Source organism: Xanthocytophaga agilis (assembly GCF_030068605.1).
Taxonomy (GTDB): domain Bacteria; phylum Bacteroidota; class Bacteroidia; order Cytophagales; family 172606-1; genus Xanthocytophaga; species Xanthocytophaga agilis.
Map to the genome: position 1 here is coordinate 93,211 of NZ_JASJOU010000022.1, position 23,727 is coordinate 116,937.

A 23,727-nucleotide genomic window follows, 5' to 3' on the forward strand; every position below is an offset into this window, starting at 1 on the left:
CAAAATAATAAAATAATTTAGTATGTCTGATCAAATTACCGTCGAAATTTGTGTGAACTCTGCTATTTCTGCAATAGAGGCTCAAAAAGGAGGGGCGAATAGAGTGGAGTTGTGTGAGAATCTTTGGGAGGGAGGTACAACACCCAGTGCAGGAACTATTGCTATTGCCCGTAAGAATTTAACTATTCAACTATTCGTTATTATCCGTCCGCGTGGAGGTGATTTTCTGTATTCAGACGATGAGTTTGATGTAATGAAACATGATATCCTGACTGCCAAACAGCTAGGTGCTGATGGCATTGTAACAGGTATCCTGACAGCAGATGGACGAGTGGATATACCTCGCATGAAAGAACTGAAAGAACTGGCCGCTCCGCTACCCATTACCTTTCACCGGGCATTCGACATGGTAGCAGATCCTTATCAGGCACTGGAAGATTGTATTGCATTGGGGATGGACCGGATACTTACCTCAGGGCTGGAAAAATCGGCTATCGAAGGAATGGAGCTAATTGCCGAACTGGTACAAAAAGCAGCTGGCCGTATTCGTATCATGCCAGGATCAGGTATCAATGAGAAGAATGTACACAAGCTAGTACAATATACAGGGGTGAAGGAAGTGCATTTCTCTGCTATGCGAACTGTTGACAGTCAGATGGAATATCGTCAGGCGAATGTGTTTATGGGAGGGGTGATGCGGCCACCAGAGTTTTTGATAACAGTGACAGACCCTGCAAAAGTGGAACGGGTACGAAATGCGGCACAATAAAGGAGTTGAGACTAGAGTCATTCCAGATCCTGTATCTGATTTTTGAACTCTAAAAACCAGAGCCTTCGCTTTTGAAAAGATTGAAGGCTCTGGTTTTCTTTTGAATGTTTTTCGACTTTATTGTCCCTTACATCGCTCTTCTTGTGACTCCTTCATTTTTTGCTTGCCCAAAAAACAGGGCACCAAACGAGAGTTTGGTGAGCAGATCTGTGCGTGAGCAAAAAAGGGCACTTTTCTCCGATCCTTCCCCCCACAGGCCAAAGGCCAACCTCGCGGAGAAAAGATTCCCTACGCACCTACAAGACCACTCGCGATTGAAGTGGAGGTAACTCTCTTTGTAGCAGTTTTTTTACTCTAATGCAGATAACTCTTTTCTAAAAACACGTAATCTTCCCTAACCTGTCCGTTTCACACAAGGTTATGTGTTTTCAGAGACTTGGTTTCGTTCTTTATGGCGTAATCCCCATACTTTAATCTCTTGCATCATAGGAATGGTGGTCTGGCCGAATTCTGTTAAACTGTATTCTACTGTAGGAGGGACGGTTGGAAATATTTCGCGACTCACCAAGCCATCCTCTTCCAGTTCGCGGAGTTGTGAGGTAAGCATAGTAGGAGTGATGCCCGTTATTTCTCTTTCCAGCACCTTAAAGCGTTTGGGACTCTCTTTGATAAGGGCATGAAGGATGCGTAATTTCCACTTTCCGCTCAGTAAGGTAACCGCATATTCAACCGGACATGAAATTTCTTCTTTTTTCTCTCTTTTTTTCGTGCTCATTACCAGAAAGCTATGGTTTTCTATACTAATACAGTTTTTGTGTACTACTTGTAAAAATATAGTAATGGACATACGTTTGCAAACATAACTCTAATGAGAAAGAAAATATATGCAAGATATGCTCCAACGCCGGATGGGTTTTGATGAACTGGGTAAAGCCTATCCCAAAGATTCGTCAGTAAAAGTAGAACCTATTACAATTAATGGAATAAGCTGTTTCTGGTTTACACCAGAGCAGGCAATTACAAACAAAGTGATTGTGTATCTACATGGAGGAGCTTTTGCCGTAGGCTCTATACGATCCCATGAAAGCATGGCCTCTCATTTTGCTAGTCAGTTCCAGACAAAAATTCTGTTTATTGACTATTCATTGGCTCCTGAACATCCTTATCCAGGTGGAATGAATGATGTACTGGCTGTGTATAGTACCTTACAAAAGCAGTATCCTGATTATACATTTACGTTAATGGGAGATAGTGCAGGAGGAGGGCTGGCAATTTCTTCTATAGCTGCCATGTTCGATCACAACTTATCGTTGCCTCAGGTTGTAGTATTACTTTCACCATGGATTAGTCTTACTTGTACCAACCCTTCCCATCAGCAAAATGCTGACAAGGATATTATCAATACAGAATATCTGAAAGCAGCAGCCAAAGACTATATAGGAAATAATCCTATGGAAAAAGCGAGTCCAGAATTCCTCACCTTCAACGCATTTCCTCCTGTTCTGATACTGGCAGGTGAAGAGGAAATCCTTCTGGATGATAGTAAAAACTTTTACGCCTATATCCGGCAGATACAGAAGGAATCCTATTTACATGTCTACAAAAACCAGAAACATGTATGGACCTTAGCTTCTATTCAGAGTGAGGCTTCCCAGCAAGCGCTGAAGGTTATAGCAGAATTTTTGGAGAATAATTCCTAACTATTAATTCTATTTTGATGTGGTGATATGCCAAACAAGGTATTTTGAAATACCCTCTCTTAAAGAAATTCCTTTTTTGTGCATTATCACCCTTTGTTATCCTCTGAAAGGATCTATCTCCTCCCTATCCTCCTGTAAAGATATCTCCCTTCTCTGTCCTTCCGAAAGAATCCTGTGACAAATAGAGCCATGCTTGTTGTTTGAGAGAAAGAATATTCTCCAGATCCCAAGGCCGCCGGTTTTGCCACGCATGTCCCGACAACAGCCTGCCACGCCTTGGCGTGGGTAGGAATATTCTTTCAGAAGGACAAAAAGGGGGAGAAGGCTCACTGCTGAAACGAAGATCCAGCGTACCTTCCCATAGAACAGGTTTCGAGCCATGCACCATAGAACAACCTTGTCCTACAACTAATACTAAAAAGAATCAAAGGGATAAACCTCTCCATCCAGATATTATATCATCCTCATAGTGTGTTTGAAATTTGCATTGTTTGATTTTTGCAATCATTCGTTTGAAACTTGTAATCACCACCTTACCCATTCACCATACCTTTGTTCTATCAATTAAAACAAACAAAGACTATGGACAACAAAAAAGTATGGTTTATCACAGGAGCTTCCAAAGGACTTGGTTTATCCCTTGCCAGACAAGTATTGCAACAGGGAAACTTTGTCGCTGCGACCTCTCGCACAATTGATGCTTTACAAACAGCTATAGGAAAGGCCAATGATCGTTTTTTACCATTACAGGTTGATCTGAATAATGAAGATAGTGTAGCGAAAGCACTTGAGCAAACTCATCAGACTTTCGGACAAATAGACGTGGTAGTGAACAATGCCGGATACGGTATAGGAGGAAGTATTGAAGAACTGACAGACAAAGAAACACGTGATAGCTTTGATATCAATGTGTTTGGTACACTGAATGTTATTCGCAAGGTATTACCGTTTCTGCGTGATCAAAAGTCAGGGCATATTCTCAACATATCTTCTATCGCAGGCATTAGTGCCAATACAGGCTGGTCAATCTATGCGGCTACCAAATATGCTATCGTAGGACTTTCAGAAGTACTGGCAGAAGATGTAAGATCATTGGGAATTCGGGTAACTGTCGTTGCACCGGGAGCTTTCCGAACCAGTTTCCTTTCATCTGAATCACTGGTAATGACACAAAATCCCATAGCCATATATGAAGAGGTGAGAGCTTCTCATGCCAAATACCTGAAACTGGATGGCCATCAGGCGGGCGATCCGGAGAAAGCAGCCGAAGCGATGATTCAGATCACAGAGGAGAGTAATCCACCCTTGTATCTATTGCTGGGAAGTGATGCCTATCAGCGAGCTTTTAACAAGCTGGCTTCTATGACAAAGGAATTCCAGTCATGGGAGTCTCTAACCAAATCAACTGATTTTAAAAACTAATTTTTTATTTAACTATCCACAACACAATGAAAACACAACAAATATGGTTTGTGACCGGAGCCTCTAAAGGTTTAGGTCTTTCTCTAGTACAACAATTGCTTTTGCAGGGACATAAAGTAGCTGCCACTTCCCGCAATCTGGAGGACTTACGCAAAGCAGTAGGGACTCACACCAGTTTTCTTCCATTAGCGATGGATCTTAAAGCTGAAGCGAGTGTAAAACAGGCAATCGAACAGACGATAGCTCACTTTGGGAAGATTGATGTAGTAGTGAACAATGCAGGGTATGGTTTACTGGGTAGCCTGGAGGAGTTGAGTGACGCAGAAGCCCGGGACAATTTTGATATCAATGTATTTGGTTCTCTGAATGTAATTCGTCAGGTAATGCCTTATCTGAGAGAACAAAAGTCAGGACATATATTCAATATATCATCCGTTGGCGGATTTACCGGAAACTTTGGAGGTTGGGGTATTTATTGTGCTACTAAATTTGCTGTAGTAGGATTTTCAGAGTCGCTGGCAGCCGAAGTAAAAGAATTTGGTGTACATGTTACTGCCGTAATGCCAGGCTATTTCCGAACCGATTTCCTGACAGCAGGATCGATGGGCCTTCCCAAACAACAGATTGATGCCTACACACAAGTACGCGAATCTCAGGCATTCCATCAGCATAACATGAATGGCAATCAGATGGGTGATCCGGAGAAGGCAGGACAGGCATTGATTGAGGTTGCCTCTGCTGAAAATCCACCTCTGCATCTGTTCTTAGGAGAGGATGCCTATAACATGGCTTACCAGAAGATGGACGCTGTAAAGAAAGATGTAGAAGCCTGGAAAACACTGACTATCAGTACAGGTCTTGTTCAGGCCTCTGCTTCAGCAACAGTATAACTACTATATATACACTCACCAAAAGTCTGGCAGATAGTAAATGTATTCTGTCTGCCAGATACAAATATAACTTTGTGAATAACTATGAACAACAACAAATCATACATTGGCATGTGGGTAACCGGAGACGGATATATCCGACAGGAATTACTACCCAATGGGCGTTATGATGAAGCCCGTGGTAAACGGCAAAGCGCCTATACAGGCAGTTATACCATTGAAGGAGATCATATTGAATACATTGATGACACCGGATTTACAGCCTCCGGAGACTTTAAAGATGACATTCTCTATCATGGTGGGTATATTTTTTATCGGGAAAAATAAGTAAGTAGAATAGATTATATGGTGACATATAATCTATTTGCTAATTTTATAGAAACCATTTTCAGCTGTATAACCTTATAGAATCAACTAGCTGGATTATTGTACATGATGAAGTTGTTTAGGATAATCTTATAAGGCTTCAAAGGCAGATTTAATACAAGTTCTATAAGAACTAAAAATACATGTGCTGCGCCTTCTTCCCATCGTTGGTGTTATCACCAACGAGTTGTTTCCCATCGTTCAGGTTGGTGATAACACCAACCTAGGGATTGAAATTAAGGCACGCTACAAAATCTGCTCGTTGAGCTGGTTTAAAACTTATCCTAAACAACTTCAATAAAATTTGTTTTATATGATTGAGACCCTGGAAAATTTTTATCAGCAGAAGTTTAACTGGATGCCTGACAATTTAAAACAGGACATTGGACATTTCAATGTATTCAGACTGGAAGATTGTCTGGGACATGGAAGTACGCCAGTCAAGTATAGCAGAAGGGATTTTTATAAGGTTAGTTTGATCAGAGGAAAAAACAGATACCACTATGCTGATAAAAGTATTGAAATCTCAGGGTCGACACTGATATTTTTTAATCCCAGTGTGCCCTATACATGGGAGTCTCTGTCAGATGATAAAACAGGTTTCTTCTGTATCTTTAAAGAGTCGTTCTTTACAGAAAAGATGCGAGGCAATATCAATGAACTGCCTATGTTTATGCCAGGTGGAAAGCCCGCTTATCTATTAAACAAGACTCATGATAAACGGGTTAGTCAGATTTTTACCAAAATGCTGGATGAAATAGATTCAGAATATCGGTTTAAATATGACCTGTTACGTAATTATGTAACCGAACTGATTCACTATGCGCTAAAGATGGAGCCATCAGAGACACTGTATCAGCATCCTGATGCCAATACGCGTATTACGGCTATCTTTACAGAGTTGCTGGAGCGACAGTTCCCGATTGAGTCGCCTTCTCAACGGCTTTCGTTACGGTCGGCTACAGATTATGCCGAGCAGTTAGCTGTCCATGTAAATCATCTGAACCGGGCCATTCGATTGACTACCGGAAGAACAACTACTGAACACATTGCCGAACGGATTGTGAGTGAAGCAAAGGTATTGCTAAAACATACAGACTGGAACGTGGCTGAGATTAGTTACTGCTTAGGGTTTGAGGAGGCCGCCCATTTCAATAACTACTTTAAGAAACATACGCAACTAAATCCTACTTCTTTCAGGGCAATTTAATGATATTATTAAGACTACATGATAGAAAAGTAAAGTGAAAACGTCTTATTTTATATAAAAGCTAAAAGTACTTAGTAATCTGGCTTTATTCTTGTGGCAAGAAGCGAAACATTTCTTATCACAAGTATTGGTATATGACTACTGAAGAACAATCGCTATCTGCTGATAATGCAGAGCCTATCTCTTCCACACACCCTCTCTGGTGGGTTCATGCTATTGCTTTTTCTTTGCTCATTGCCTTTTTTCCAAGAGTAAATAGTATTCTGGCTCTCCTGTTATTTCTTGTAATTTTTATTCCCGGAGGAATTGGTTTTATTAATTTAATAAAAAGCTTTTTACTATCTCCTTACCGACGAGTACTACCAATTGTCGGGTGTCAGGCAATTATTGTAGGTATCTTTTTCCCTTTGATACGATATGCTAATTTAAGTCCAGTGAGTTATCTTTTTACAGTACAAGAATCTGGACCAATAAATTATCGTGGAACCGTGATGGCAGAGTATACCTATGTTTATAGTATATATACACTTGAGAACTGGGCCTACTTGATATATGCTATTGGGTCTTTCCTAATCTGGTTATATATACTTCAAAAGTACAAGCAATCCTATTTCGGCCACATGCTTTTTATCCATTATTTTTTCGCATGTTTTGCGTTTGTTGCGATTATGCTTGGGCCTATGGATAGAGCCGTGGATGTATCCGCCAACTGGTAATTTACATATGACTTGAATCAGGCAAAAATAATTTCCAAAAAGAAAATGAATAAAATACTTCCTATACGTCAAAAGCCACTTGTTCCTATCCATTTCTGGAAAGATAAGTGGCTTTTGATAGCTTAGCTAGAAGAGACTTGTTCCATTATTGCAGGTGTGCTCTCAGCATCCATGCCATCTTCTCATGCTGTTCCATCAGACTTGTCAGGAAGTCGTTGGTACCTGTATCATGAAAATTCTCATCTGCTTTTTCCAGATCTGTTCTCAATTGACGGATGATAGTTTCATGATCTTCCATCAGGTTACGGATCATATCATCATCAGACGGAACCTCTCCGTAGTTTTCATTCAGACGAGTTGTCTTTTTAAATTGCTCCAGTGTACCAAACGCAAAATAACCCAGTTGGCGTACCCGCTCTGCTACCTGATCAATGATTTCCGCCAATTCAGTGTATTGGGTTTCAAAGAACAGATGAAGGTTATGGAAACGTGGACCGGTTACATTCCAGTGATAGTATCGGGTTTTTGTATAAAGAACGAATTCATCTGAAAGCAGGTGATTCAGCAGTTGAGCTGTACCTGCGCGATTTTTCTCGTTAATTCCAATATTGGTGGTCGTTGATGGTTTGACAGTTGCCATAGATTTAAAAAGTTAAAAATGAATAATATTGAGTACCAGACAATTCAGATCTATCCAGTGTGATTTCTGTATCCGAGGCTAAAAATGCTTATTAAGCAAAAATAACCATTGTGCTGAATGTTTGGTTTGATTTCTGATAAATTATTTTGTCTGTTTAACAGATAGTTTCATAGTGTTGCTAAAACAGTATAAAAAATCATTCCCATTCCCATGCATCATCATTGATCAGTTCTGCAATAACAGCAGTCCAGCCGGTTTGATGTGAGGCTCCTATACCTCTGCTAGTATCTCCATGGAAGTATTCGTAGAACAAGAGCAAATCCTGATTCTCGGGACGACTATAAAACGCTTCATGATCCTTATGTACTGGACGATTGCCTGCTGAATCTTTTTCAAAAATATGCACCATTCTTTCTGCCAGTGTGTTTGAAATTTCTCCCAAAGTCATCCAGTTGCCTGAACGTGTTGGAAATTCGAGTTTTACAGAATCGCCATAAAACTGATGATATTTTTTCAGGGCTTTGATTAGCAGATAATTGATTGGTGTCCATACAGGTCCACGCCAGTTTGAGTTTCCGCCAAACATATAGGACGTTGATTCACCCGGATCATAGCGAATCGTATGTTCTATCCCATCCAGATGAATAAAATAGGGATGTTGGTCATGGTATTTGGATAACGCACGTATGCCCCCGGGTGCAAGAAACTCTTCTTCATCCAGCATAATTTCCAGTATGCCAATAAGCTTTTCTTTTGGAATCAGAGAAATCAGAATATAGTCGCCATCTTTTGTCTCTTCATTGGGAAGATATTTTCCCGTTTTGATGCGATAATTCTTAAACCAGGCTATCCGTTTGATAAAGTCTGGCAAAGGAGTCATTTTCTTTACATCTATGATAGAGACTGCAAACAATACACTCAATCCTACCACAGAACGCACTTTCATAGGTATAGCTTCTCCATTGGGATGATACAATACATCATAAAAGAAATGATCCTTTTCATCCCACATTAATGCCTCATTCAGTGATTCTGCTATCAGCACATAATGTTCATAGAACTTGGTCGCTACATCCTCAAACGATTTGTCATAGACGGCAATTTCCAGTGCAATATCCATCATATTCAAGGCGTACATAGCCATCCAGCTGGTTCCGTCTACCTGTTCAATATGGCAATTGGGAGGAATAGCACTTCTGTTGAGTACTCCAATATTATCCAAGCCGAGAAAGCCTCCTGAGAAGATATTGTTTCCATCTTCATCTTTGCGGTTTACCCACCAGGTAAAATTGATCAGCAGCTTTTGAAAGATTCGTTTCAGAAAATTGATATCGTGTTTGCCATGTATAGTTCGCTCAATCCGATACACAGAAAGAGCTGCCCAGGCATGCACAGGAGGATTCACATCCGAGAAGTTCCACTCATAGGCTGGAATCTGGCCCTCCGGATTCATATACCACTCACGAAGCATAAGAATAAGCTGGTTTTTGGCAAAGGCAGGATCAATCAACCCAAAGGTGACACAATGAAAGGCCAGATCCCAGGCTGCATACCAGGGATATTCCCAGGTGTCAGGCATGGAGATAATATCTTCATTTTTAATATATTTCCAGTTGGCATTGCGTCCATATTTCCGGCTTTCCGGAGGTACAGGCTGTCCATGATCACCATTCAGCCACCGTTCCACATCATACTGGTAATATTGCTTACTCCATAATAACCCGGCAAAGGCTTGCCGCTGAATGTTTTTGGCGTCTTCGGTTGCATTCAGAGGTGCAAAGTACTGATAGAAAATATCTGCCTCTTGTTTACGCAACACAAACGTTTGTTCAATGCCTGCAAAAGGATCTCCCGCCAGCTTTTCTTTACTCAGTCGGAAATAAATCTTCTGGGAAGATTTGCCCGAAACCGTGACCCGATATACAGGCGCAAACTTGGTTCCTGATAGTTTATCTTTTAGTAATGTATTGTTTCCTTGGATGATCACATCGTGAAAAGCATCTTTCACATAGGGAGACGGATTGGGTACTCCAAATAAACGTTCGAGATTGGAGTCATTTTCTGTAAAAAGTAAGTCTTCGGCAGGTTTGGGAAAGTAAAAATGATAGGTGCCTATAAATCCATGAGTTATAGATACCATCTGCCAGTCAGCACCTGCCTCAGCTACCTGTATGGTGGGTCTGGGATGCAGGTCACCAGAAAGCCATCGGTTACGACACCAGAGAGTTGGCAATAGAGTAATATCGGCGGGTTCCTCGCTCTGATTAAACACCTCGATCTCTATGCAGATATCTTCATGATCGTTCTTGGCATAGGTGACATACACATCAAAATATTTGTTTTCATTGAATATACCTGTATCCAGTAGTTCATATTCCGGATCTGATTTTCCCCGTTGTGCATTGGTACGGATTAAATCTTCATACGGGAATGCGTTCTGAGGATATTTGTATAGAAAACGCATATAGGAATGCGTTGGCGTATTATCCAGATAATAATAGAGTTCCTTACAATCTTCGCCATGGTTACCTTCCCCATTGGTAAGGCCAAACAGGCGTTCCTTTAATAGTGGATCTTTGCCATTCCAGAGAGTGAGAGCAAAACAGAGGTTTTGACCAAAATCCGAAATCCCTGCAATCCCATCTTCACCCCACCGATAAGCCCGTGCATGCGATTGTTTGAATGGAAAGTAGTTCCAGGCATTGCCATCACTACTATAATCTTCCCTTACTGTACCCCACTGTCGTTCAGCTAAATAAGGTCCCCATTTTTCGAGAGGTACAGGGTGGGTAGCGTTTTGATTGAGACGTTGTTGCTCTGCAGAAATAATTGTTTTGGCAGACATAAGCTGGGTAAAGAATAGATTAAAATGTACTTACTGACTATACTAAAGCTAACAGCCGGGCCACAACATACTAAATGATTGTCTGTATGCGGATACAGTGACTCATTTATTTTCTCAAGGATAGGTGATGTTTTGAATGGAAGAAGTAAGTAAATTGAAAAAAAACAGATTTGAAAGATGATCTACACGGTTCTGATGCTAGAGGATATACTTATATGAGGTACTGGTTCAAATGGAAAGGAGCTGGTTCGAACGTCCGTTCGGACCTATCTTGACAGCAACGTCCGTTGCGTTGAGACAAATAGAGCCAAGTTCAGGTTTGTGATAGTACCCAAACAGGATTTTAACAACCAACGCAGCGGAAGCTGTTCTCAAAATGGGCACAAGCGTCCGCTCAATGCTGTCAAGGTAAGAAAACCACTCAAACTACCATCCCTGTCCTTCTGGAAGAAACTTGTGACAAATAGAGCTGCGTTCGGTTTTGGAGAGAAAGAATATTTTCCAAATCCAAAGGCCGTCGGTCTTGCCACGAGTTCCTTCCAGGAGGACAGAGAGGAGGATTTTTCTTTATTTATAGCCCCTTTTATTAAGGTGCTAGCCTTTGTTTGATCCAGGTGTGATCTTCTGTGAGTTTATAGACAATCCGGTCATGCAGGCGGCTGGGGCGACCTTGCCAGAACTCGAGCCAGTGGGGTAGTAACCGATAACCACCCCAGTGTGGAGGGCGGGGAATGGGTTGATCTGTGCCGAATTTCTCTTCCAGTTGGTGTTGTTTTTCAGCCAGGATGTCTCTGCTTTCAATAACTGTACTTTGAGGCGAAGCCCAGGCACCAATCTGGCTTCCGCGTGGTCGACTTTGAAAATAGATATCAGACTCTGTATCAGAAACTTTTTCGATGTGTCCTTCAATGCGTAGTTGTCGTTCCAGTTCCGGCCAGAAAAAGGTCAGACTGGCAAATTCATGTCCTTTCATTTCCTGTCCTTTACGGCTTTCGTAGTTGGTAAAGAACGTAAATCCCTTTGAATCCAGCCCTTTTAGCAACACAATACGTCCGGATGGATGTCCTTCTGCGGATACTGTTGCCAGATGCATCGCATTCGGTTCGGGTACCTTGGCACCAATGGCTTCATTAAACCACTGCTGGAACTGAGCAAAAGGATCGTCCGAAGTAGTAGTTATATCCAGTTCTTTAAGGGTATATTCCTTGCGAATGTCAGCCAGTGAATGGAGGGGGGTATTCATTTGTGTGAGTTTTTTTTTGTAAAAAATGGTTTTAATAAATAAAAGTAGCACCTTTGTACTGTAGACGAAGGCAAAAGTAATATTTTTTAAGCCTTATTCGAGTATTGGCATTTGACAGAGATACTTTTTTACTAATTTTGTAAATACTCAATACCCAAAGACCGAAACTGATTGAGAATGAACACAGAACAAATTAATGCGGAGAACGAAGAATTGGATAAAAGCCAGTCGGAAACGTTAGAAGCTGAACATGAGCATGTAGAAGAACATCACATCGATTACGCAAGTTTTACAAAGAAAGACTTTGTGAAGCTGGCTGAAGATGCTTTGGCCGGACAAGACCAAAAGCAGATCGATGAAGTGATGCGGCATGCCAAGCCAGTTTTTGACGAGATGAAAGAAGTGGAAAAGAATCTTGCTCTGGAAAAATTCATTGCCAGTGGAGGAGACAAAGAGGACTTTGAGTATAAGTACGATGGCTTGACTGTACGGTTTGAGAATCTGTGCCGCCAATTGAAAGAGAAAAAAGTGAAGTGGATTCAGGACCAGGAGCGTAGCAAAGAGCAAAATCTACAGGCAAAAGCTGCCTTACTGGAACGTCTGCGTCAACTAGTAGATAGCGAAGAAAGTAACGCCAGTGTGGCTGAATTGAAAAAGATTCAGGCAGAGTGGAAAACTACCGGACCTGTACCTCAGGCTCAGGGACAGGAACTATGGGCTAACTTCAATGCCTTGGTTGAACGTTTTTACAGCAACCGAAGCATTTATTTTGAGCTCAAAGAACTGGATCGTAAGAAGAACCTGGAGCTGAAGGCTGACATCTGTGAGAAAGCTGAAAAGTTAGCTCAGCAGGATGCTTCTTCATCTGTAGTAAAAGAGCTGAACGAGCTACATGAAGAGTTTAAACATGTAGGCCCTGTACCACGTGAAGAACAAGATGCCATCTGGCAACGGTTTAAAGCTGCTTCGGATGTTGTGTACAACAAGCGTAAGGAGCAAATGGAAAGTGTGCGTCAGCAGATGGAGCAGCATGTATCTGCCAAGCTTGCTTTGTGTACAGAGGTAGAGCCATACGCTGCCTTTCAGTCTGATAAAATCAGCGACTGGAACGATAAGACGAAAGAAATACTGGAAATACAAAAACGTTGGGATGCTATCGGCCTTCTGCCAAGAGAAAAAGCCAAAGAAATAAACAAACGTTTCTGGGCTGCATTCAAACAGTTTTTTCATCATAAAAACGAGTTTTTCCGTCATCTGGAAGCTGCACGTGAAGAGAATCTGAAGATAAAAACGTCGTTGTGTGAGCAGGTAGAAGCACTGAAAGACAACGATGATTTTGAGGCTACTGCTGATAAAATCAAAGAATTACAACAACGCTGGAAAGAGGTTGGCCCAGTATCAGAGAAGTTCCGGGATGCGATCTTTGAACGGTTCAAACAAGCCTGTGATGCCTTCTTTGAGCGTCGTCGTGGACAACGGAACCAGACAGAGCGTGAGTTTGAGAAAAACCTGGAGGTAAAACTGAATATTTGTGCACAGATAGAAAAGCTGGCCGAAGAGAAGAGTACAGATGTGGCTGCTTTTGAAGCACTGCGTGAACAATATGAAGCAGCAGGATTTGTGCCTCGTAAGAATATGGATTCTATCCGGAAGCGTTATTCTGAAGCAGTGAAGAAGTTCCTGGAGAATACACAAGGGCTATCTGATACAGAACGTGCTAAGGCTATTCTTACAAGTGAACTGAAGATTTCTAAGAATAATCCACATGCAGCTCGTGATCTGCAACGTAAAGAGCAAGCTATGCGCCGTAAGATTACTCAGCTGGAAAATGATATTGCCTTGTGGAAGAATAACCTGGAGTTTTTTGCTAATTCAAAAAATGCAGATGCTTTCCGGAAAGATTTTACCTCTAAGATTGAGGCAGCAGAGAAGGAACTGAGTGATCTGAAGCAACAAATTAAACTTTTTTATGATTTGTAATGCTTTGTGAATGAATAAGTTGAGAAAAGTTTGAAAATTTTTTATAATTTTTTTTGAATCGACTCTTGACTCATATTACTCAAACGACTACTTTTGCATCACAAATCCGGTACACGGACGAAGTAAATAAAACAAATAAGGAAAGCCTCCTTAGCTCAGCTGGTAGAGCAACTGACTTGTAATCAGTAGGTCGCTGGTTCGATCCCGGCAGGGGGCTCCTAATTATCAAGCACTTAGCACCAAAAGCTAAGTGCTTTTTTGTTTTTGGTTACACAATAGTTACACAAATGCATTTTGTGTAACTTAATTCAGGATCAGAAACGAAAGTTATGGAGAGAAAAGATTTAAGCTTAGATTTGGAAAAGTTTGAATAAATGAAATGTTATATTTACATTTTATCAAACTAAGTATAAAAGGCTTAATTTTTCCATTGCATTTCTTTGTAGAAGTGCTGGTAGTTAAATTTCAAAGAGCAATTTGTATATTATACTTCGAAGATTTTCTGATACTTCCATAGATAAGTCTCATTTCCGAATAACAGCCCAAGAATTCCATTCTCTTAAAATCCCAAATAGAAAATCTTTACAGGTAGACGAGATATTTATTTTCTCAGCCATTTTCTTTTGTGATACATAGTGGCCTAACCTCTTGTACAGAGTACTACTCAAATCCCATATGTCTTGGACGCTGGTGAAGGATTATTTATCCGGTTACAAAAGATTTGTGAAATAAATAGTAGTTTAAACACAGAAACTATTTTTCATTGAATCAGATTACTGTTTGGTATCTTTAATTTAAAAACTATCTCAAGGAATTCAAGTATGTCTACTATCACCCAAGCAATCATAAAAGAATTAGAAGATAATCGCCGGGAATTATTAGATCTATCCAGTCGGAATCGTTTGATTTCTATTCCTCTTAGCTCAAAGATTGCACGGGTTGTTCAGATATTTGACGAAAAGTCGGAAGAAGTTTTTAAAAAGCTTATAGGAGAAAAAAAGGCATTTACTTTCTTGCCAGGTAAAATTGTCAAAGATTCAAAAGTAGTAGGAGAGGAAGATAAGAGTAATACCGATTTATTGGTTGAGCTTCCTCTTCCTGAAGATGATCCGGTTGATGCTACTACAGGTTTAGCCAAACGCCATGTAGACACTAAGCTTCAGACTCGCCTTAGTCCAGAGGTATTGCAACGAAAACTTTTCGATTTTTTTAACGAAAGCCAAACACTTATTCAGGAGCAAGGGGTAAATATTCTTTATCTGGCGATTGGATTTGTGAAATGGGTTGACAAATCATATGGATCGACAGAACGCTTTGCGCCTTTGCTATTGATTCCTGTTGATTTGGTCAGAAAGTCAGCAACAGAGCGTTTTGCTATTAAATGGAGAGAAGAAGACTTACAAGAGAATTTATCATTGTCGGAAAAGTTTCGGATAGAATTTGGCGTAAAGCTTCCTGCAAGGCCATCCTGAGCCATTACAGAGAAATGAATAATGGTTAGCAATACAGTCATACCAAAGGTTGCTACTTGTTTGAAAGAGAAAAGATTGTAGCATGCTGTTTTTCTTTTTAACAGGGATAAGGAGGTGAAATAGGTTTTCATAGAAAAAGGATTTATAGGGTTGATAAAAGTTTACAGAAGGTTTTCTCCCCAAGCCTTCCTGCTACCAGAGCAGGAAGGTGGAGAGGGCTGCCATCCATTACCTCCTTTAGCAACTTCGCGGCTCTACAGCACAACGAGTAGGATGGGAGCCATGTCTTTGATTTATAGATAGAAGATTTTCGAATGTTGACTATTTTCCTTTCACAACCTCCTTACCCGAAGGCAAGGAGGAGGAAAGGTGGCTTTCCAGTTCCTCATTCCCACAACCGCTGTACCTCTTCTTCACTGAAGGTCGGAAAGCCAAGATCTTCACATTCGTTTTGTATTAGCTCACTAATAGCCGACTGAAACTGGGTGCCTTTCAGATGGTTATATTCTCCAAGTATATCAGTTAATGAATCTATCAATGGAACTTTATCAGGATTGCTCGTAGCTGCTTCTTTGATAGTATCTTTTAGCTTGTGTATCAATTGCCCCACTTGTTCAAACAGATCATCACTTGTGTCTGCAAAGGATAATTCCATTTGAGTGGATTCAGGTGGTGAAGCCTCATGTTGGCTATCTACAGAATGATTATATGTAGGAGAGGAGTCAGCAAATAACTTCTTTGCTTTTATCCTTTCTGTGAAGAATTGAATGCTTTCTTGGGAATAGAAGCGAATGCCAATAATGAGATAATAACAAACAGCAATAATGAGAACTGTTATTAGATAGCTAGACCAGGTAATGGAGTGTAACATTGTCTTAACGGGTTTATTTGTTTTTGTTAAGACAAAGTTGGTGCATTGCGAAAGGGTTTATTCACAATGCGATACCAAGTTGGGAAAGATTTTTTGAGGATATTCTAGGTGATAAATCTTACTAATTCATTACTCTTGGATTTTTGTTTTTTTTTACACAATTTTACTAAATATGGATAGGTTACTTCTTACTACATAAATGTGAAATGATCATGTTTGTATAACAAAACTTGTGAGTCAATTACCTCAATTATAAGCTATTCTTAGTATACCATGTAGGATGTAATGCGGGTGAAATATATGGAAAAACAAGCACAGAATCTGCCAGGGAAAATGTCAACCTGCTCGAAGTGGGTGTATAATTATAGTAAGCTAACTCTTATTTACCTGCATACATTCTCAGACTTTTCATGATTGTGAAATGGTCCAATCTGGAGTAGAGGAGAGAAGCCTTTCTTTTTTCAGAACCACAATGGCAAAGGCGATAATCCATACCATAAAAATACCAATGTTGATTCGTTCCCACATACCCATCCAGGGAGTAGGCTTATTGGTCACTATATTTTGGGCTTGAATGCTTGTTAAAAACCCAAAGAAAATCTGTAACAATATGGAAACAAAGGTATAGATGCGAAATCGGGTTCCAAAGGCTGTAGCCCCAAAAAACATCAGGATCAGCATAATAATCACAGTCATCACCGTCCAGACAATATGAAGTGTATCTGTCAGAGTTGGTGTAACCCCACGTTGGTGCATAGGTGGCCAGTATACATTGATTATGCAATAGACAATGATCAGCCATCCTACTATCTGCAGTGAATGGTTCTGTTTGCTCAAAGAGTAGTTCTGTTTGCTCAAAGAGTAGTTGTGTTTGTTCAAAGAGTGACTGTATCTCTCAACAGCTAAAATCCCACATCCAAATGCAAAAAAGAGCAGAATATAAATAAAAGCCATACCAACCCATAACGGGCGAGTTGGGCTTCCAATAGCGGACAATTCACTAACTGTTAAATCCAATATGTTGTAGCCTTCGTATCGTGTGGGTACATATATATTCATTGTCACATACCATGCCGATGAGAGAATACCACATAGAATCAGAGCTTTACTAATCAGATCTCTATTGCTAAGAACTTGTTTCATAATGGTTCTGATTTAACGACCATTTTTTAAAGTGTATGTAGTAATATCTGTATGTATTAATTATTGTGATATATTATTCTTTTATCCAACATTATTATCTGTTTGGGGACTTTTGCTTGCGAGGTTTTTGTGGCTATTTTTATAAAAAATACCAGTAGAGAAAAGGTTGATCCTAAAAAAGTGATAGCCCACCATACTGACGGCCAGACAGAAATGGGATAAAAGTTCTGCAAAATAAGGAATGGTAGTGTAAGACTATTGGCAAAGAGAAATCCCTGAGCTAATCTTGCTGGTTTCTCCCCTGAAAAAATAAAGGCAACAAAAAATACAGACAGGCTCAGAAAGCTGTATCCAAGCATATTTACCGAATACAGAAGTGAGTCCAGTGCAGTGGAGAAATCACCTTCTACATATAGTGTAGCCAGATACGGAACAATAAAAGTAAACTGTAAACAGTAATTTATACTAATCAGAACTGTATAGATAAGTGCAAATACAAGAGCCACATGACTCCATATCTTTTTCTCTTTGGTCGTGCAATGATAAATGCCAATTATGAGAATGGTAAAAGTTATTGCCTGTAATAGAGCAGAAAGTAGCAATACCATATATTCATTAACCATATATCCGGTTCCAGTAGTGTAAGGAGCTTGCGCTGTAGCTATTTCAAAACCAAACAGGTCAAGCCATTTGGCAACTTGTCCGGTTATATAGAGTAGACTGAATGTAAATGAGCTGGCTGCTGACCAGATGCAGAACCTACGAACAGATGATGAGGGTTGTATTTCCATGACTTTTTTCCGGATTAAATAACAGAATAGAGTAGCAGAGTTAAACAACATACCTGAGTAACAGACTATTTTCTACAAAAGAAACCCTCCATGAGTGCAATTCATATGAGGAGGGGTAGTCTAAGCCATGATAGATATCAACCTCCTGATAGTTTAATAAAATCGCTGAGAAGAGATTAAAATTAAATTGAGGCCTTATACTCTTACCCCCCCCTTAAAGATGTATGTTCCCTTACGAAGAGAGTTCCTAATCGATTTTTCAAAACACAGAGCAAAAGTAGACCCTGCACCTGGCTTACCGTCTACTTTGATATCACCATGATTTTTCTTCATAAATTTCTGACATAAGACCAAGCCAATGCCTCTCAGTTAGCATCTGTAGTATTAGCTGGACAGATATCTGTATGAATACTTGTCGAAATCTATCTGATGAAGGGAAGATATGAGTTCAATTAGGCCAAGCAAATAATGATCAACCCTCCAAACAGAAGATTACTTATATGGATCATTTAATTACGATATAAGGCATATCTTTGTGATTTGTCCCTTTTATTCTGGAATCTTTAACTTATTTATCAGATGGCAGGATTAATAAGGGAACAGGGGTTCTAAATACCATTCTCCGTGTAGTACTCCGATGCAGGATCATCTCCCAGATTGACCGATGATGAGGCATCATTACCAATAAATTCGGATGGTACTCCTTTATGCTTTGTTTGATTCCACTTAAAGGCGTTTCCTCTTCCACAAAGGCATATTCATGGCTTATTCCCTGCAGAACTTCTTCCAGACGGGGAACTTTCTTTGTCCGACTTGTGTGCGCAGCATTTGTCAGAACCTCTTCAGGCTTATCTATATGAACTATTTCTACATGGGAATGAAATACCGCTGCCAGCTTTTGCAATAGTTCCAGTTTGTGTGTCGAAACAGTTTGCTGATCTTCATACGCTAGCACAATTTGGTCAAGTGGGGTAAAGCTGACATTTTCAGGTACAGCTAATACGGGAAGGGTTGTATGCTGAATTAACCGGGCGGCGGTACTGCCAAATACAAGTCTGTCCAGTTCACTCACAGGTTTAAGACCAATAATAATCAGATCTGCATGAAATTTTCTGATCAGTAAGGGAACCGCTTCCCAAACAGGTACTGCACTGGTAAAGTATTCAATGGTGAAAGAATAATCCTGTTTGATATCCTGGGCTATTTGTTTAAGATGATCCAGACTTTCTTCGATGAGTTGTTCTTCTGTTGGTATATCGATTGGAACTTCCGAGACAGGAACTGGCATAACAAAGGCATGATAAAGTACAAGTGTACTTACGCCACTGGCTGCGGCTAGTGCAGCTGCATATCGGGTAGCCTGCTGAGCACTTTCAGAATAGTCTGTGCAAACGATAAAGGTTTTCATATAGGTAATGGATAAAATAGTTAGGATGTATATGAGATAACTCAAAGCTATTTTCTCTTTCGATAAATTGTGATGACAGCCATCAGTTCGGCAGATGAGATTGGGTGGGCTATGGGATATATCTATAGAAAAGACACCTGTGAAAAAGAATATTTTCGGCAACTCAGACTACTGAACAGTGAATATAGGGTATGTTCGGGTGTATCTTCTGTTGAAAGAGTTATCAGATTCGGATACATCAACTCTATTGGAGGCTGGTAGTTGCTGCTAATCAAGTCAAAGTCAGACAAGCGTGCATCTGAGATGACATCTGTTTGCTTTTCCCGTTGGGTCAGTCTCTCTTTGATAATTTTGTCAGAAGCCTGAACTTCTATAAAGATGTAGGGAATATTTTGCTTCTTTAATGCTTGCTGGAATTCCTGACGGTGTTTTTGCTGTCCAAAGGTAGCATCTACTACTATCCCTGTTTGATTGGCAATATGCAACAGGGTATTTTGTTGTAAAGCCTGATAAACATTCTCAGTGGATGACTGCGAATATAATTTTTCTCCATCATTAGTGTGAGGACGCTGCAAGAGTGGTAACCCCACAGTTTGTTTGCGAACGACATCACTGTTTATATACTCATAGCCAAGTAGCAAAGCTACTTGCCGGGCGATGGTACTTTTTCCTGTACCAATTCGGCCACAAATAATTATAACGGAAGGTGTAGTCTCTACAGTAAGGTATTGCAGTGCCAAAGATAAATACTTTGCAACTCGTTGGCGACTTTTTTGCTGCTGTTCTGTAGGAATTTCAGATTCAAGAGAACGAATGTGCTCTACCTTAGCCCGTACACAGGCTCTATAGCATTTGTAAAAGTCAATCAGCAAGGTCATATCCGGATCATTGAGCCGCTTTGCCATTTGCGCTGTAACGTATTTTGACAGATCTGGCCGATTATGAAAGTCCAGATCCATTGCCAGAAAACCAATATCAGCAGTAATGTCTATATATCGAAAAGAATCATTAAATTCAATACAGTCATAAATGGAGATTTTCTTGTGGTAGATATGGATATGTTCCAGATGCAAATCTCCATGACAATCTTTAATCCAGCCTTGCTCCACACGTTTTTTGAACAGTTGTTGATGTTGCTCAAAGAAGGTCTCATTATACCACCGCAGTAATTGCAATACCAGGGTAGATTTCTTCTCAACAGATTTCTTCTCATCGTTTGGATTTGGTATGCTATCCAAGCTATATACGCTATCCGGATTTTCCAGACTATCCAGGTTTGCATAAACAGCCTCCTTTATTTTCACTAGATCTCCATACTGTGTAATAGCTGAGTCAGCAGGCTGATGCTGATAAAATTGCTCAAGTATGTCCAGCACAGGTTCGAGTGTAGCCACACTTACCTTATTTTCTTTGAGTAACTGATTGAGAAAATACCCATCAGCAAGTTCTTGCATCTGAAGAACATATTCAACAATCTCTTCTGCCTGACTATCTACATCTTGGCTATCTTCCTTCTGCCCAAAGCTTAACTGATTATTAATTAACCGAATAGGAACTATACCTGTATACAAATGGGCGCATAGACGGCTATTGAGTCGGATTTCCCGCTCAAGATCCTGCTTTCGCTTGCTTGGGGAAGTGAAATCAAGAAAGCCAAGATTTACACTTTTTTTGGCTTTGAATACATAAGGAGAAGCTATCACTACCACAGAGGCATGTGTCTGTTTTACCTTGACTGAAACAGGCTGATGGGGATAGGAGGTGGGCTGACTCAAAAATGAGAGTAGTTTTTCCATTGTATACAAACTATTCTCCATGAGTGTATCTGTTTGAGGTAGTAGATTTATATGCTTACTTAAAGATATATACTGATTGAAAGTTGACTATATTTTTATCAGGTTGCAATGAGTAATATCATCTGTGAGATTGATCAATACTGTGTGTAAATCTATCTGATTCTAAGCATTTTGTGCGGAAATAAGTGTTTTAATACATTTTCAGGTATTCTTTTAAAAGCCTGTATTTTTCATAAATCTGTAATGAGTATGTGATCTGTTTTTTAGTATGAAAGCGATGGTTTTACAAGGGGTATGTGATCTGATGGATCGGAAAGAGCCCCTGAATTTGTGTGATATACCTGTTCCCAAACCTGAACCTGACCAAATTCTGATTCAGGTCTCTTGTTGTGGGGTATGTCATACCGAACTCGATGAAATAGAAGGTAGAACGCCACCACCTGCCTATCCTGTCGTGCCTGGCCATCAGGTGGTAGGATATGTACATCAAGTCGGAGAAAAGGTCACACGCTGGAAGAAAGGGGACAGAGTAGGTGTTGCCTGGTTATTTTCTACCTGTGGGAAATGTGAATTCTGTAAATCTGGACGTGAAAATCTATGCCCACACTTTAAAGCTACCGGGCGGGATACCAATGGTGGCTATGCAGAGTATATGGTGGTCGGACAGGATGCTGCCTATGCCATACCAGCAATCTTTTCAGATGAGCAGGCAGCACCACTCCTGTGTGCAGGGGCGATTGGCTATCGTTCGCTTTTGCTGGCTGGTCTGACTAATGGACAAACGCTGGGATTAAGTGGTTTTGGAGCTTCAGCCCATTTGGTACTGAAGATGGCCCGATTCCTCTACCCGTATTCAGATCTGTATGTATTTGCCCGAAGTGAACAAGAACGTTTGTTTGCCTTGTCTCTTGGTGCCAGTTGGGTGGGTGATTTTACAGATATTCCACCCACTTTCTGCCATGTAATCATTGATACGACCCCTGTATGGAAGCCTATTCTTTCTAGTTTGTATTATCTGCTTCCCGGGGGGAGATTGGTCATAAATGCGATCCGAAAAGAATCTATTGATAAGGTATCTATGGCTACTATCGATTTTGCTGCACAGTTGTGGATGGAAAAAGAAATAAAAAGTGTAGCTAATATCACACGCCATAATGTAGAGGAATTCTTAAAGCTTGCAGCCCGAATCCCGATCATTCCTCAGGTAGAGTCTTATCCTTTCCTACAGGCTAATGAGGCTTTATCTGATCTGAAAGAAAAGCGCTTAAAGGGGGCTAAGGTACTAATGATGCACTAATAGAATGCGCTAATATAATAGATTGATATGATACGCTAGTAGCAGGAAATGAAGGTTATTGCATAGATTGTAACACACTGATGGTTAGGTAATTTTTACAAAGACAGGTATAATATTATGGATTTAGTACCAATCAACAAATAAGTATATAAAAATAACACGTGGTCAACTATACAAACTGAATATACTTCATTCAATCAGGTTGTAAATTGATACATGTCATTGAAACAGAGTGTGTTGATTAATAGCTTTACAGTTTGTATCCAACAGGCTGTATTTTACATGAGGCATCTAAACTATACTTTTATGAAAGTACACTCGGACACCAATAAACTATCTCTGGGAGAACTGGTACCCAATTTTGAAGGAGAGAGTCAGTTAGGACGTGTAAAGCTTTCCGATTACCGGGGTCGCTGGCTGGTCTTTTTTTCGTATCCGGCTGATTTTACACCTGTCTGTAGTTCAGAAGTGGTTGCTTTTTCCAGGATTTATAAGCAACTTCGTGAGCATGATTGTGAGTTAGTGGGGTTAAGTACCGACAGTGTAGCCACCCATCGTCCATGGCTCGAATCAATTGAAACCTGGATGAAAGAATCGATATTCTTTCCCATTATTGGCGATCCCTATGGATATATTGCCCGGCAATATGGAATGATTATGCCTGATCTGAATTCAACTCAGGCTTCCCGCTCTACCTTTATTATTGATCCCAAACAAGTTTTGCAGGTATCTATTTACTATCCACTACCCGTTGGTCGAAATACAGAAGAGATTTTGCGGCTAATACAGGCTTTAACAGCTGTCAGTCAACAAGGCAAGGCAACTCCTGCCAACTGGCAAGCTGGAGATAAGCTCATTTCACTCTCTGTTTCCTCTAAAGCTCCGGCTCATAGTAGCCATAAATAAGAAATACAGGTATCTGACATGTAGGATAATTAGTCATAAGATAGTACCTTATACTACAAGGATGTAGCTAAAAGTGAATGCAAAATCTACCTACATATACCATATTTTTCACACCCATAGTAGCTAACAAATAGTGTATATCTAACTATATATCTAGCAAATATGGTGGAACTGATACACCCGAAAGGATCAGTCATCAGACCAGATGCAAGAATAAATCGGATAGTAAATCAATATACTTTTTTCACTCAGGGGGAAACGA

The 23,727-nt window shown here is 40.2% G+C and carries 21 protein-coding genes and 1 tRNA gene; 12 read left to right on the forward strand and 10 right to left on the reverse strand.

Annotated elements, in window-relative coordinates; all coding sequences use genetic code 11:
- Nucleotides 1–22 precede the first annotated feature (22 nt).
- The gene (locus tag QNI22_RS37265) at nt 23–769 is read left to right on the forward strand and encodes a copper homeostasis protein CutC (RefSeq protein ID WP_314519329.1); all 747 of its coding nucleotides are present in this window, start codon (nt 23–25) and stop codon (nt 767–769) included.
- Nucleotides 770–1,187: 418 nt separating this feature from the next.
- Here the strand turns inward: QNI22_RS37265 and QNI22_RS37270 are convergent, their stop codons facing one another.
- A complete protein-coding gene (locus QNI22_RS37270; RefSeq protein ID WP_313996061.1) occupies nt 1,188–1,544 on the reverse strand; it encodes a winged helix-turn-helix transcriptional regulator in 357 nt (118 codons plus the stop codon).
- Nucleotides 1,545–1,653: 109 nt separating this feature from the next.
- Between QNI22_RS37270 and QNI22_RS37275 the strand changes: the two genes are divergently transcribed.
- Complete coding sequence (locus QNI22_RS37275) at nt 1,654–2,469, forward strand: alpha/beta hydrolase (RefSeq protein WP_314519331.1); 816 nt, start codon at nt 1,654–1,656, stop codon at nt 2,467–2,469.
- A 124-nt stretch (nt 2,470–2,593) separates the two neighbouring features.
- Here QNI22_RS37275 and QNI22_RS37280 read toward each other — a convergent pair whose 3' ends face one another.
- A complete protein-coding gene (locus QNI22_RS37280; protein ID WP_314519332.1) occupies nt 2,594–2,857 on the reverse strand; it encodes a hypothetical protein in 264 nt (87 codons plus the stop codon).
- A 194-nt stretch (nt 2,858–3,051) separates the two neighbouring features.
- Here QNI22_RS37280 and QNI22_RS37285 point away from each other — a divergent pair, with 194 nt between their 5' ends.
- The 5 genes from QNI22_RS37285 (at nt 3,052) to QNI22_RS37305 (ending at nt 7,073) form a co-directional block, all read left to right on the forward strand.
- Nucleotides 3,052–3,891, forward strand: coding sequence for an oxidoreductase (locus QNI22_RS37285; protein ID WP_314519334.1), 840 nt, complete (start codon nt 3,052–3,054; stop codon nt 3,889–3,891).
- 26 nt (nt 3,892–3,917) lie between these two features.
- Nucleotides 3,918–4,781 (forward strand): oxidoreductase, encoded by an 864-nt coding sequence (locus tag QNI22_RS37290; protein ID WP_314519336.1) that lies wholly within the window; start codon nt 3,918–3,920, stop codon nt 4,779–4,781.
- A gap of 84 nt (nt 4,782–4,865) precedes the next feature.
- Complete coding sequence (locus QNI22_RS37295) at nt 4,866–5,108, forward strand: Atu4866 domain-containing protein (protein WP_314519338.1); 243 nt, start codon at nt 4,866–4,868, stop codon at nt 5,106–5,108.
- Between the two features lie 352 nt (nt 5,109–5,460).
- The gene (locus QNI22_RS37300) at nt 5,461–6,357 is read left to right on the forward strand and encodes a helix-turn-helix domain-containing protein (RefSeq protein ID WP_314519340.1); all 897 of its coding nucleotides are present in this window, start codon (nt 5,461–5,463) and stop codon (nt 6,355–6,357) included.
- A 134-nt stretch (nt 6,358–6,491) separates the two neighbouring features.
- Nucleotides 6,492–7,073, forward strand: coding sequence for a hypothetical protein (locus tag QNI22_RS37305; RefSeq protein WP_314519342.1), 582 nt, complete (start codon nt 6,492–6,494; stop codon nt 7,071–7,073).
- 145 nt (nt 7,074–7,218) lie between these two features.
- On the opposite strand, the gene QNI22_RS37310 is transcribed toward QNI22_RS37305, so the two are convergent.
- The 3 genes from QNI22_RS37310 to pdxH form a co-directional block, all read right to left on the reverse strand.
- On the reverse strand, nt 7,219–7,713 hold the full coding sequence (locus QNI22_RS37310) for a Dps family protein (protein WP_313996079.1): 495 nt from the start codon (nt 7,711–7,713) through the stop codon (nt 7,219–7,221).
- Nucleotides 7,714–7,909: 196 nt separating this feature from the next.
- The gene (locus QNI22_RS37315) at nt 7,910–10,558 is read right to left on the reverse strand and encodes an MGH1-like glycoside hydrolase domain-containing protein (RefSeq protein WP_419836268.1); all 2,649 of its coding nucleotides are present in this window, start codon (nt 10,556–10,558) and stop codon (nt 7,910–7,912) included.
- A gap of 586 nt (nt 10,559–11,144) precedes the next feature.
- Nucleotides 11,145–11,801, reverse strand: a complete 657-nt coding sequence (pdxH, locus tag QNI22_RS37320; RefSeq protein ID WP_314519345.1) for a pyridoxamine 5'-phosphate oxidase — start codon at nt 11,799–11,801, stop codon at nt 11,145–11,147.
- Nucleotides 11,802–11,978: 177 nt separating this feature from the next.
- On the opposite strand from pdxH, the gene QNI22_RS37325 reads away from it, so the two are divergent.
- From QNI22_RS37325 to QNI22_RS37335, 3 genes are all read left to right on the forward strand, one after another.
- Complete coding sequence (locus tag QNI22_RS37325; protein WP_314519348.1) at nt 11,979–13,781, forward strand: DUF349 domain-containing protein; 1,803 nt, start codon at nt 11,979–11,981, stop codon at nt 13,779–13,781.
- A gap of 144 nt (nt 13,782–13,925) precedes the next feature.
- A tRNA-Thr gene (locus QNI22_RS37330) sits at nt 13,926–13,998 on the forward strand.
- A 604-nt stretch (nt 13,999–14,602) separates the two neighbouring features.
- Entirely contained in the window at nt 14,603–15,253 is a 651-nt protein-coding gene (locus QNI22_RS37335; protein ID WP_314519349.1) for a DUF4011 domain-containing protein, read from the forward strand.
- Nucleotides 15,254–15,638: 385 nt separating this feature from the next.
- Here QNI22_RS37335 and QNI22_RS37340 read toward each other — a convergent pair whose 3' ends face one another.
- The 5 genes from QNI22_RS37340 to QNI22_RS37360 form a co-directional block, all read right to left on the reverse strand.
- Nucleotides 15,639–16,124, reverse strand: a complete 486-nt coding sequence (locus QNI22_RS37340) for a hypothetical protein (protein WP_314519351.1) — start codon at nt 16,122–16,124, stop codon at nt 15,639–15,641.
- Nucleotides 16,125–16,532: 408 nt separating this feature from the next.
- On the reverse strand, nt 16,533–17,267 hold the full coding sequence (locus QNI22_RS37345) for a DUF998 domain-containing protein (RefSeq protein WP_314519352.1): 735 nt from the start codon (nt 17,265–17,267) through the stop codon (nt 16,533–16,535).
- A 56-nt stretch (nt 17,268–17,323) separates the two neighbouring features.
- The gene (locus QNI22_RS37350; protein ID WP_314519353.1) at nt 17,324–18,058 is read right to left on the reverse strand and encodes a hypothetical protein; all 735 of its coding nucleotides are present in this window, start codon (nt 18,056–18,058) and stop codon (nt 17,324–17,326) included.
- Nucleotides 18,059–18,626: 568 nt separating this feature from the next.
- Entirely contained in the window at nt 18,627–19,466 is an 840-nt protein-coding gene (locus QNI22_RS37355; RefSeq protein WP_314519355.1) for a universal stress protein, read from the reverse strand.
- A 122-nt stretch (nt 19,467–19,588) separates the two neighbouring features.
- The gene (locus tag QNI22_RS37360) at nt 19,589–21,262 is read right to left on the reverse strand and encodes a bifunctional aminoglycoside phosphotransferase/ATP-binding protein (protein WP_314519357.1); all 1,674 of its coding nucleotides are present in this window, start codon (nt 21,260–21,262) and stop codon (nt 19,589–19,591) included.
- Nucleotides 21,263–21,530: 268 nt separating this feature from the next.
- Between QNI22_RS37360 and QNI22_RS37365 the strand changes: the two genes are divergently transcribed.
- Nucleotides 21,531–22,559 carry a zinc-dependent alcohol dehydrogenase family protein gene (locus tag QNI22_RS37365; RefSeq protein ID WP_314519359.1) on the forward strand — a complete coding sequence of 343 codons (1,029 nt, stop codon included), beginning with the start codon at nt 21,531–21,533 and terminating at the stop codon, nt 22,557–22,559.
- 306 nt (nt 22,560–22,865) lie between these two features.
- A complete protein-coding gene (locus QNI22_RS37370; RefSeq protein WP_314519361.1) occupies nt 22,866–23,465 on the forward strand; it encodes a redoxin domain-containing protein in 600 nt (199 codons plus the stop codon).
- The last annotated feature ends 262 nt before the right edge of the window (nt 23,466–23,727 follow it).